Here is an 11,957-nt window from a genome sequence, read left to right as displayed (position 1 = left end):
AGATGGGAAAGCCTACCGGATTTTTGGAATACCAGCGCCAGGCCAACCCGGCGGAGGACCCCCAGGCGCGCATCCGGCATTATCAGGAGTTTCACCCCCGGCTGGACCGGGAGGAGCGGCGGCGGCAGGGGGGGCGCTGCATGGAGTGCGGCGTGCCGTTCTGCCAGTCGGGCGCGGTGCTGGGCGGCATGGTCTCCGGCTGCCCGCTGCACAACCTGGTGCCGGAATGGAACGATCTGGTCTATACCGGCAACTTCGGCCACGCCCTGGAGCGGCTTTTAAAAACCAACAATTTTCCGGAATTTACCGGACGGGTCTGCCCCGCCCTGTGCGAGGCGGCCTGCACCTGCGGATTGCATGGGCAGCCGGTCACCGTCAAGGAAAACGAGCTGGGGATCATCGAGGACGCCTGGGAGCGGGGGCTGGTCCGGCCCCGGCCCTGCGGCGCCCGCACGGGAAAGCGGGTGGCCGTGGTGGGCTCCGGCCCCTCCGGCCTGGCCTGCGCCGACCAACTGAGCCTGCGGGGCCACAGCGTCACCGTCTTTGAGCGGGAGGACCGCCCCGGCGGCCTGCTGATGTACGGCATCCCCAACATGAAGCTGGAGAAATCCGTCGTCCTGCGCCGGATCGCACTGATGCGGGAGCAGGGCGTGACGTTCCGCTGCGGCGTGGACGTGGGGAGGGACCGGAAGGCCAAGGAGCTTTTGCAGGAGTTTGACGCAGTGGTGCTCTGCTGCGGCGCCTCGGATCCCCGGGATCTGAACGTAGCCGGACGGGAGACCCGTGGGGTCTGCTTCGCGGTGGACTTCCTCAAGGAGACCACCCGCAGCCTGCTGAATTCCGGCCTGACCGACGGAGCGTACCCCTCCGCCCGGGGGAAACACGTGGTGGTCGTGGGCGGCGGCGATACGGGCAATGACTGCGTGGGCACCTGTATCCGCCACGGCTGTAAGAGCGTGGTCCAGCTGGAGATGATGCCCAAGGCCCCCGACCGGCGCGGCGGGAACAATCCCTGGCCCGAGTGGCCCCGCGTCTGCAAGACAGATTACGGTCAGGAGGAGGCCGTCGCCGTCTTTGGCCGGGACCCGCGCCGCTACCAGACCACCGTTACGGAATTGCTTCCGGACGAACAGGGAAACCTGAAAGCCGTCAAGACCGTCCGGCTGGGAAGCGATTGCAAGCCCCTGCCGGGGAGCGAAGCGGTGCTGGAGTGCGAGCTGCTGCTCATCGCCGCGGGCTTTCTGGGGGCGCAGAAGTATGTCAGCGACGCCTTTGGCCTGGAGCTGACCCCACGCGCCTGTGTGAAAACGCAGGCGGACGGTTATGCTGCCGGCGCGGGCAAAATCTTCGCCGCCGGCGATATGCGCCGGGGCCAGTCCCTGGTGGTGTGGGCCATCCGGGAGGGCCGCGGCGCGGCCCGGGCGGTGGACGAGTACCTGATGGGCTATACCAATCTGCCATAAACGCATGCCAAAGCGCGCGCCGAATCGGTTCGACACGCCGGGGCGCGCCGCATTGCGGCGCGCCCACGATTTTTTTGTTGCCATTTCCCGGATATCCGGGTATCATATTCTATGGTGATACGATTGAAAAAAGTTTTACGGGGACTGGGACGGCTCGCCCTGGTCCTCCTGGTTCTTTGCGCCGCCGTGCTGGCGCTTTTGGGCCTGCTGCGCTGGCGGGGGCTGCTGCTCTTCGCCCAGGAGGCGGACCCGGAGCAGTGGGAGGTTTTCGGCGTGGATGTCTCCTCCTACCAGGGAGTGGTGGACTGGCCCGTCCTGGCGGAGCAGGGGGTGGACTTCGCCTTCCTCAAGGCCACCGAAGGAAGCGCCCTGCAAGACCGGCAATTTTCCGCCAACTGGGCGGGCGCGTTCGCGGCGGGCATCCGGGCGGGGGCTTACCACTTTCTCAGCTACGACAGCTCCGGAGACGCCCAGGCGGATCATTTTATCAGCGTGGTGCCCCGGACCGAGGGAATGCTGCCTCCAGTGGTGGATATCGAGTTTTATGGCGCCTATCTGACCGATCCGCCGGAGCGCGCGGCGGTACGCGCCATTCTGGACCCGCTGCTGGCGCGTTTGGAGGAGTATTACGGCGTCAAGCCCATCCTCTATGTGACCTATCGCTCCTATTATCGCTATCTGGCGGGAGGAGACTATGGGGCCTATCCCATCTGGTGCTCCAGCCCGGTGGTCTTCCCGCTGGTGCCGGGCTGGACCTTCTGGCAGTATTCGCACACCGCCCGTCTCCCGGGTTATTACGGAAGCCAGGACAAGATCGACCTGAACGTCTTCCGGGGCGGCGCGGCGGAGTTCCAGCGCTTTGGAAATCCGGCGTGAGCTCTTCTATTCCAACGCGAAATCTGATATAATAATGCAAGGCGGCGCAGCACAAGTATGCCTGCGGCGCTTTGCGGCAATTTTGCGCCGTAAATGTGTTGGCAATACGCGAGATACACAAAGGATTCCGGCGTTTTTCACCTTTTTGGCGCAAAGTTTCCTGCAAACGGCATTTGGAAAATGATACCGTCGGCAAACGGGAGACAACGCGGTTGTTCGGGGCTGCGAGAACATCCGGCTTCGTCATCCTTGCAGCCGGGCGTCAGCCCGTCTGCCTTGTCCGCCGGTGGTACGGCGTTGCCTTGATCAATGATCCTGACGGAGGTGGGGTATGGATCGCTTTTCTGCCCTTGCGACCGAATTGAAACGTACGCTGCCCGGCCTGGAGCTGCGGGAGGAGGAGCCCATGCGGGGGCACACCACCTTCCGGGTGGGGGGGCCGGCCCGTCTGATGGCGCTGCCCGGGAGCCGGAAAGAGGCCGCCGCCGCCGTGCGGGCGGCCGCAGAGGAGGGGATCGCCCCCTTTTTCCTGGGAAATGGCAGCAATCTGCTGGTGTCGGACGCCGGCTACGAGGGCTTCGTGCTCAAGGTGAGCGGCCTGGATCGGGTATGGGAGGCCAACCGCCGCCTGCGGGCGGAGAGCGGCATCTCCCTGGCCCGGCTGGCCAGGGCGGCCCTGGGCCGGGGGCTGACCGGCCTGGAGTTCGCCCACGGCATCCCCGGCACTCTGGGGGGCGCAGTGGTGATGAACGCCGGGGCCTATGGCGGGGAGATGGTTCAGGTGCTCACCGCAGTCACCTATCTGGACGGGGCGGGGGAGGAGCGCACCCTGCCCGCCGCCGAGTGCGCCCTGACCTACCGGCACAGCCTGTTCTCCGACCACCCGGACTGGCTTGTCCTGGAGGCGGAGCTGGAGCTCCAGCCGGGAGATGCGGAGGCCATCCAGGCCCGCATGGACGAGCTGGCCGCCAAACGGCGGGAGAAACAGCCACTGGAGTGGCCCAGCGCCGGGAGCACCTTCAAGCGGCCGGAGGGGCGCTTTGCCGCCGCGCTTATCGAGGAATGCGGGCTCAAGGGCACGCGGGTGGGCGGCGCCCAGGTGTCGGAGAAGCACGCGGGCTTTCTTGTCAACCGGGGCGGAGCCACGGCGGACGACGTGCGGCGGCTCATCGCGCGTGTCCAGGAGACGGTTCTGGCGCGCACCGGCGTAGCGCTGGAGCCGGAAGTGAAATTTTTGGGATTTTGAGGACTGTGACCAATATGGAATTGATACTGATCTCCGGCCTGTCCGGGGCGGGAAAAAGTAAGGTGGCCTCCTTTTTGGAGGACATCGGATTTTATGTGGTGGACAATCTGCCCGCCCCGCTGATCCCGAAATTTGCGGAGCTGTGCATGGCCTCTCCCGGGCGGTATGAGCGGGTGGCCCTGGTCACCGATATCCGGGGCGGACAGACCTTCGAGGGCCTCTTCGAGGCGCTGTCGGCGCTGCATCGGATGGGCTGCGATTATAAGATCCTCTTCGTGGAGGCCGGCGTGGAGACCATCATCAAGCGCTATAAGGAGACCCGGCGCATCCACCCGCTGGCGGGCGCGTCCCGTTCCCTGGATGAGGCGGTGCGCCAGGAGCGCACGGTGCTTGCACCCGTCCGGCAGCGCGCGGAGTACATCATCGACACTTCGGCCCTGACCAACGCCAAGCTGCGGGGAGAGGTGCTGCGGATCTTCGGCGGCGGGGCGGATACGCCCGCGATGAGCGTCAACGTCATCTCCTTCGGCTTTAAATACGGCATCCCCATCGAGGCCGACCTGGTGTTCGACGTGCGCTTTTTGCCCAACCCCTACTATATTGCCGAGCTGCGCCATCAGACCGGCCTGGACGACGGGGTGTACAGCTTCGTCTTCGGCTACCAGCAGACCCGCGACTTTATGACCCATATGGAGCATCTGATGGGCTTTTTGCTGCCGCAGTATGTGGAGGAGGGAAAGACGGTGCTGGTCATCGGTGTGGGCTGCACCGGCGGACAGCACCGCAGCGTCGCCATTACCCGCGCCCTGGCGGAGTTTATCCGCCGGAAGGGCTATCCAGCCACGGAAAACCACCGGGACATGACCCGTGCATAAGGAGGGCGCAGCGATGGAACATGACGAATGCGCCCAGGCCGGGTGGGAGCAGCGGGGGCCCCGTGTGGTCGCCATCGGCGGCGGCACCGGCCTTTCCACCATGCTGCGGGGCCTGAAAAACCACACCAAGAACCTGACCGCTATCGTCACCGTGGCGGATGACGGAGGCGGATCCGGCAGGCTGCGCCAGGACCTTGGCATGCCCCCGCCGGGGGACATCCGCCACTGTATGGAGGCCCTGGCCAATGTGGAGCCGGTCATGCAGCAGCTGTTGACCTACCGCTTCCCGGCGGGCTCCGGCAACCTGACGGGCCAGTCCTTCGGGAATCTGATCCTGGCGGCCCTCAACGGCATTTCCGATTCCTTCGACCAGGCGGTGGCCCGCATGAGCCAGGTGCTGGCCATCTCCGGCCGGGTGCTGCCGGTGACCAATGCCGACGTGGCGCTGGAGGCCACCTTTGAAAACGGCGCCACGGTGCTGGGGGAGTCCAAGATCTGTGCCTTCAAAAAGGCTCAGGACTGCCGCATTGAGAGTGTGCGCCTGCTGCCCGAGCATCCCAAGGCGCTGCCGGAGGCGGTGCGTGCGATCCGTCAGGCCGACCTGATCCTGCTGGGGCCGGGAAGCCTGTATACCAGCGTCATCCCAAACCTGCTGGTGGACGGCATTTCCGATGCGGTGTGCGCCTCCGACGCGCTGAAGATCTACATCTGCAATATCATGACCCAGGATGGGGAGACCGAGGGCATGACGGCCTGCGACCATGTGAAGGCCCTGCTGCGCCATTCCGCCCCGGCGCTGGTGGACCTGTGCCTGTGCAACTGCGCCCCCGTGCGCCAGGGCCTGCTGGAGCGCTACCGGGAAGAGGACGCCGCTCCCATCGTTGTGGACCGGGACGCGATCGAAGCGCTGGGCGTGGAGGTGGTGGAGCGGCCCCTGGCCTCCGAGACCCAGGATTACGCCCGCCACTCCGTCCGGCGTCTGGCCCAGGCGGTGATGGAACTCTACAGCGAACGGGCGGACACGAAAATTTTTTAAACCCGCCTGGACCAGCGTTCTTCTCATCGGTTTGCCGGGGCGGGGGGGAGGTAGCCCATGTCCTTTTCTTCACAGGTGAAAGCGGAACTGTGCCGCTCGTCCCTCTCCCGCCGCTGCTGCGCTCAGGCGGAGACCTACGGGGTGCTGCTCTATTGCAACCAGTTTACCCCCCGGCAGGTGCGGATCGTCACGGAGTCGGCGGAGTTTGCCCAGCGTCTGCCCGCTCTGTTTCAGAAAGCCTTTCGCCTCGCCTTTGACCGCATGCCGGAGGAAGGGGCGGGCAAGCGGACCTTTCAGATCACCGCGCCGGACAAGCTGTGCGCCCTCTTTTCCGCCTTTGGCCAGAACCCGGCGGAGAGCTTGGCCCACCACATCAATTTTGCCGTGCTGGAGGAGGAACACTGCCGTACGGCCTTTTTCCGGGGGGCCTTTCTGGCGGGCGGCTCGGTCACTGACCCGGCCAAGCGCTACCATCTGGAGCTTGCCACTGCGCACCTGAGCGTCAGCGGAGAGCTGCGCGCGCTGCTGCTGGAGGCGGGGTTTTCCCCCAAGGAGACCCTGCGCAAGGGGAACAGCCTGACCTATTTCAAGCAGAGCGAGGCGATTGAGGATTTTTTGACGGCCATCGGCGCGCCGCTGGCCGCGATGGAGATCATGAACGCCAAGGCGGAGAAAGACTTGCGGGGGAGCGTCAATCGCCGGGTCAACTGTGACGCCCACAACCTGGACAAGGCGGTGGACGCCGCCCAGGAACAGATCGAGGCCATCTATACGCTGGAACAGCGGGGCATGCTGGCGGAACTGCCGGACAAGCTCAAGGAAGCGGTGGATCTGCGCATGGCGCATCCGGAAATGACACTGTCCCAGCTCTGCACCCTGTGCGACCCGCCGGTGAGCAAGTCGGCCCTCAATCACCGGCTGCGAAAGCTGTTGGGACTGGCGAAACGGTGAGGCCCTTGCGGGCGATGGGAAGCGGGAGAGGGAGCGGAAGGATGGAACGGAAACTGAATTCCATTTGGAAAAAGCAGCTGCTGTGCTGCGTGGCGGTCTTTTTTGCGGGCCTTCTGGCCGGATACCTCCTGCACAACGGCGTGCCCGTCATCCTGGGCGGAGCCGTGCTGTGCGTGAGCGCAGTGGCCGCCGAGCGGGGCCTGCGCTGCCCGTCCTGCGGTGAGAGCGTCTTCAAACAGGCCATGGAGCGCACTTCGGAGGGCGGGTTTGCCTGTCCCAAGTGCAAGAAACGCATGGAATGGCGGTAGGGCGGCGCAGCGTCCGCCCTGCCGCTCACCGGAGAGAACAAAAAGGAGCTGAATCGCATGTCCTTCGTCCACCTGCATGTCCATACGGAATTTTCTCTGCTGGACGGCGCCTGCCGCATCACGGAGCTGGTCAAGCGCGTCAAGGAGCTGGGACAGAGCGCCGTGGCCATCACCGACCACGGGGTCATGTACGGCGTGGTGGACTTTTATAAGGCCTGCAAGGCGGCGGGGGTCAAGCCCATCATCGGCTGCGAGGTCTACGTAGCCCCGCGGAGCCGCACCGACCGCGTCCACGAGTACGACGCGGAGGCCCGCCATTTGATCCTCCTGTGCAAAAACGAAGTAGGCTACCGCAACCTCTGTTTTCTGGACTCGGCGGCCTTTACCGAGGGCTTCTACATCAAGCCGCGCATCGACAAGCAGCTGCTGCGGGAACACGCGGAAGGCCTGATCGCCCTGTCCGCCTGTCAGTCGGGGGAGGTGCCCCGCCTGATCCTGGCGGGCAATTACGAGGCCGCCAAGGCCGCCGCGCTGGAGATGCGGGAGCTCTTTGGGGCGGACGGCTACTATCTGGAGCTTCAGGACCACGCCTTGCCCCGGGACCCGGAGATCAATCAGGGACTGCTGCGCATCCATCAGGAGACCGGCATTCCCCTGGTGGTGACCAACGACGCCCACTACCTCCGCCGGGAAGACGCCCAGATGCAGGACACCCTGATGTGCATCCAGATGGGCAAAACGGTGGACGACCCCAATCGCCTGAAGATGGAGACCCAGGAACTTTATGTGAAGTCCGCCGAGGAGATGGCGGCCCTCTTTCCCGACTATCCCCAGGCGGTGGAGAACACGCAGAAGATCGCCGACGCCTGCAATCTGGAGTTCCGGTTCGGCGTACACCATCTGCCGGAATTCAAGCTGCCCGAAGGCTATGACGACGGGGACGCCTACTTCCAAAAGCTCTGTGAAGAGGGGTTTGCCCGCCGCTACCCCGACGCCCCGGCGGCCTATCGGGAGCGGCTGACCTACGAGATGGGCGTCATCCGGCAGATGGGCTTTGTGGACTACTTCCTCATTGTCTCCGACTTCATCGGCTACGCCAAGGGGCGGGGCATTCCGGTGGGGCCGGGCCGTGGCTCGGCGGCGGGGAGCATGGTGGCCTACTGTATGAAGATCACCGATGTGGACCCCATGAAATACAGCCTCTATTTCGAGCGCTTTCTGAACCCGGAGCGGGTCACGATGCCTGATATCGACATCGACTTCTGCATCCGCCGCCGCCAGGAGGTCATTGAATATGTCCAGGACAAGTACGGCGCCGACCACGTGGCCCAGATCGTCACCTTCGGCACCATGGCCGCCCGCGGGGCCATCCGGGACGTGGGCCGGGCCCTGAACATCCCCTATGCCGATGTGGACGCGGTGGCCAAGCAGGTGCCGTCCACCCTCCACATCACTCTGGACGACGCCCTCAAGCTCTCCAAACAGCTCAAGGACTCCTATGAGGGGGACGAGCGCATCCGCACTCTCATCGACACGGCGCGGGCCATCGAGGGCATGCCCCGCCACGCCTCCACCCACGCCGCCGGGGTGGTCATCACCCGCAGGCCGGTGGTGGATTATGTGCCTCTGGCGAAAAACGACGAATCCGTGGTCACGCAGTATGTGATGACGACCCTTGAGGAGCTGGGCCTGCTCAAAATGGATTTTCTGGGCCTGCGCAACCTGACCATTCTGGATGACACCGTGAAGCTGGTAGCGGCAAAGCAGCCGGGCTTTACGCTGGCGGATATCCCGGACTCCGATCCGGAGGTGTTCCGGATGCTTTCCGACGGGCGGACCTCCGGCGTGTTCCAGATGGAATCGGCGGGGATGACCGGCGTATGCGTGGGCCTCAAGCCCCAGAACATTGAGGACATCACCGCCATCATCGCCCTCTACCGCCCCGGCCCTATGGATTCCATCCCGCGCTTCATCGCCTGCAAGCACAATCCGGACAAGGTCAAGTACAAGACCCCGCTTCTGGAGCCTATTTTGTCGGTGACCTACGGCTGTATCGTTTATCAGGAGCAGGTCATCGAGATATTCCGCAAGCTGGCGGGGTATACTCTGGGACAGGCGGATATGGTGCGCCGGGCGATTTCAAAGAAAAAGCGGGCCCAGATCGAACAGGAGCGGAAATCGTTCGTCTACGGCGATTCGGACCGGGGCATCACCGGCTGTGTGAACCGGGGCGTCCCGGAGCAGACGGCGCAGGATATTTACGATGAGATCGAAGCCTTTGCCGAGTACGCCTTCAACAAGGCCCACGCGGTGAGTTACGCCATCGTGGCCTATCAGACGGCCTGGTTCAAGTATCACTACACCAAGGAGTACATGGCCGCCCTGCTGACCTCCGTACTGGATTCCAGCGAGAAGGTGGCCGAGTATATCGCGGAATGCAAGGAATGCGGCATCCCCCTGCTGCCGCCGGATATCAACGAGTCCGGGGCGGATTTCACCGTGTCCGGCGACCACATCCGCTTCGGACTGGTGGCGGTCAAGGGCGTAGGGCGGGGATTCATCAACGCCGTGCTGGCGGAGCGGGAACAGGCGGGAGCCTTTTCCAGTTTTCCGGACTTCTGCCAGCGCCTGTTTGACGCGGACCTGAACAAGCGGGTGCTGGAGAACCTCATCAAATGCGGGGCGTTTGACAGCATGGGCGTCTATCGTTCCCAGCTGCTGGACGTGTGCGAGTCGGTGGTGGACCAGATCGCCCAGACCCGCCGCAAGAACCTGGAAGGCCAGTTTGACCTGTTCGGCGGGGGAGGGGACGTGACGGAGTCCGCCCCGGCGATGCACCTGAAGAATCTCCCGGAGTACAGCCGCAGTCAGCTGATGCGTATGGAAAAGGAGACCACCGGCCTTTATCTCACCGGCCATCCCATGGACGAATACCGGGACCTGGCCAAGCGCTTCCAGGCGGCGCCCATCGGCGGCGTGCTCTCCGACTTTGAGCAGGAGAGCGGGCCCAGCGCCTACCGGGACGGCCAGCGCCTCACGCTGGCCGGAGTTGTGACGGCCTCCAAGACCAAGACCACCCGGAACAATACGCTCATGGCCTACGTAACGCTGGAGGACGACACCGGCTCGCTGGAGATGCTGGTTTTTGCACGGGTGCTGGCGGAGTGCGGGCCTTATCTGAAAGAGAATATGCCCATCCTGGCGGAGGGGCGCATCTCCGTCCGGGACGAGAAGGCGCCCCAGCTCATGTGCGACCGGGTGCGCCCTCTGGAGCAGGCGGGCACAGCCGCACCCGCCGCTTCCGAAGAGAGTGGAAAAGCAAAAAAGCTTTACATCCGTGTGCCCAGTATGGACGACCCCCGCTGGAAAAAGATCCAGCTGATTTTGACCATGTTCCCGGGAGAGGAGCTGTTCAAGGCAAAGTTCGAGGCGGAAAACCAGTGGACGAGCCCCACTCCGGTGGTGGTCCATCCGGCCCTGGTACGGGAGCTGGAGGAACTGCTGGGGGCGGAAAATGTCGTCGTGAAGTGAGGAGGCCTACCTGTGAATATTAAAAAGCTCACCTCGCTGATCTTCAACCGGACGGTGCTGATTGCGGCCCTGATCGTTTTCCAGGCGGCATTGCTGCTGGTGTCCATGGTGTTTTTTTCCGCCTTTTTCGTTTATTTTTATTGGAACTGTGTGATCCTGTCCATCCTGGCGGTACTGATCATCGTCTCCCGGCAGACGGACCCGGGGTATAAGATCGCCTGGATCATCCCGATCCTCATTTTTCCGGTCTTCGGCTGGCTGGTGTACCTGCTGTGCGGCGGCAACCGTCTTTCCGCGCGGATGCGGCGGAAAATGCAGGGAATGGACCGCAAGATGATCGAGGTGCTGGAGCAGGACTGTAAGGCGGAATCCCTTTCGGGCTTTGGAATGGATGCGGTGATCCAGTCCCGTTACCTGGAGCGGTATGCCCACTGTCCCGCCTATACCAATACCGATACCCGCTATTTTCCGCTGGGGGACGACGCGTTTCCGGTGATGCTGGAGGAGCTGCGCCATGCAAAGCGCTATATTTTCCTTGAATACTTTATCATCGCTCCCGGTATCTTCTGGGACTCTGTGCTGGAGATCCTCAAGGAAAAGCACGCTGCGGGCGTGGATGTGCGCATCATCTACGACGATGTGGGGTGCCTGCCCACGCTGCCGATGCGGTATGACCGGAAGCTGGAGGCCGAGACCGGCATCCCCTGCTGCTCGTTCAACCGCTTCAAACCGGTGCTCTCCATCCGCATGAACAACCGGGACCATCGGAAATTCTGCATCATCGACGGGCACACCGCCTTTACCGGCGGCATTAACCTGGCCGACGAGTATATCAATGCCAAGCCGCGCTATGGGCACTGGAAGGACAGCGCGATCCAGGTCAAGGGGGCGGCGGCTTGGAGCATGACGGTGATGTTCCTGACGATGTGGGAATACATCCGGGAGGTAGAGGAGGACTATGACCGCTTCCGGGCGCCTGCGCCGCCTGCCGGGGCAGAGCCGGGCGGGAACCATTTCGTGCAGCCCTATACGGACAACCCGCTGGATAACGAGGCGGTGGGGGAGACGGTATACCTGAACCTCATCAACAAGGCGCAGAATTATGTTTATATCATGACGCCTTACCTGATCGTCAGCGACAGTGTGAATACCGCCCTGTGCAACGCGGCCAAGGCCGGGGTGGACGTGCGCATCATCACGCCCCACGTCCCGGACAAGCGCCTGGTCTTTGAGCTGACCCGCGCCCACTACCAGCCCTTGCTGGAGGCGGGCGTACAGATTTTTGAATACACGCCCGGCTTTGTCCACGCGAAAAATTTTGCAGTGGACGATCGTTACGGCACGGTAGGATCCATCAACCTGGACTACCGCAGCATGTTCCTGCATTTTGAGGATGGAGTTTGGCTTTGCAATGACCCTACGGTATTGGAGATCAAGGCGGATTTCCTGGCGACCCAGGCCCGGAGCCAGGCGGTCACCCTGGAACAGTGCCGCGGCCACTCCTGGCCCCGGAAATTTCTGCGCTCCATCCTGCGGGTGGTGGCGCCGCTGGTGTGAACGAGCCGCCCCCGCCGGAAAACCGGCGGGGGCGGCTCAGTGTGCGGAAAGAGTATCGTCATTGCCCGCCTCGCAGAGTTCCGCCGCCCGCAGGCGGCGGAATCAAATTAGGCC

Annotated in this window: 9 protein-coding genes; all 9 read left to right on the top strand. The window is 63.5% G+C overall.

Annotated features, from left to right (window positions below; translation table 11 throughout):
* Nucleotides 1-2: 2 nt before the first annotated feature.
* Nucleotides 3-1,463, top strand: a complete 1,461-nt coding sequence (locus NE547_RS10750; protein WP_256175891.1) for a glutamate synthase small subunit — start codon at nucleotides 3-5, stop codon at nucleotides 1,461-1,463.
* Between the two features lie 123 nt (nucleotides 1,464-1,586).
* Nucleotides 1,587-2,339 (top strand): glycoside hydrolase family 25 protein, encoded by a 753-nt coding sequence (locus NE547_RS10745; protein WP_186907872.1) that lies wholly within the window; start codon nucleotides 1,587-1,589, stop codon nucleotides 2,337-2,339.
* A 331-nt stretch (nucleotides 2,340-2,670) separates the two neighbouring features.
* The gene (gene murB / locus NE547_RS10740; RefSeq protein WP_256175889.1) at nucleotides 2,671-3,585 is read left to right on the top strand and encodes a UDP-N-acetylmuramate dehydrogenase; all 915 of its coding nucleotides are present in this window, start codon (nucleotides 2,671-2,673) and stop codon (nucleotides 3,583-3,585) included.
* A gap of 14 nt (nucleotides 3,586-3,599) precedes the next feature.
* On the top strand, nucleotides 3,600-4,460 hold the full coding sequence (gene rapZ / locus NE547_RS10735) for an RNase adapter RapZ (RefSeq protein ID WP_186907870.1): 861 nt from the start codon (nucleotides 3,600-3,602) through the stop codon (nucleotides 4,458-4,460).
* A gap of 13 nt (nucleotides 4,461-4,473) precedes the next feature.
* The gene (yvcK, locus tag NE547_RS10730; protein ID WP_186907869.1) at nucleotides 4,474-5,496 is read left to right on the top strand and encodes a gluconeogenesis factor YvcK family protein; all 1,023 of its coding nucleotides are present in this window, start codon (nucleotides 4,474-4,476) and stop codon (nucleotides 5,494-5,496) included.
* A 57-nt stretch (nucleotides 5,497-5,553) separates the two neighbouring features.
* A complete protein-coding gene (whiA, locus tag NE547_RS10725; RefSeq protein WP_256175886.1) occupies nucleotides 5,554-6,447 on the top strand; it encodes a DNA-binding protein WhiA in 894 nt (297 codons plus the stop codon).
* Between the two features lie 41 nt (nucleotides 6,448-6,488).
* Nucleotides 6,489-6,755 (top strand): hypothetical protein, encoded by a 267-nt coding sequence (locus NE547_RS10720; protein ID WP_186907867.1) that lies wholly within the window; start codon nucleotides 6,489-6,491, stop codon nucleotides 6,753-6,755.
* 57 nt (nucleotides 6,756-6,812) lie between these two features.
* Nucleotides 6,813-10,286, top strand: a complete 3,474-nt coding sequence (locus NE547_RS10715; protein ID WP_256175884.1) for a DNA polymerase III subunit alpha — start codon at nucleotides 6,813-6,815, stop codon at nucleotides 10,284-10,286.
* A gap of 18 nt (nucleotides 10,287-10,304) precedes the next feature.
* Complete coding sequence (gene cls, locus NE547_RS10710; protein WP_369807610.1) at nucleotides 10,305-11,843, top strand: cardiolipin synthase; 1,539 nt, start codon at nucleotides 10,305-10,307, stop codon at nucleotides 11,841-11,843.
* Nucleotides 11,844-11,957: the final 114 nt, after the last annotated feature.

This window comes from Flavonifractor sp. DFI.6.63 (assembly GCF_024462255.1).
Classification (GTDB): domain Bacteria; phylum Bacillota; class Clostridia; order Oscillospirales; family Oscillospiraceae; genus Lawsonibacter_A; species Lawsonibacter_A hominis.
This window is presented reverse-complemented; position numbering and strand designations above follow the sequence as displayed.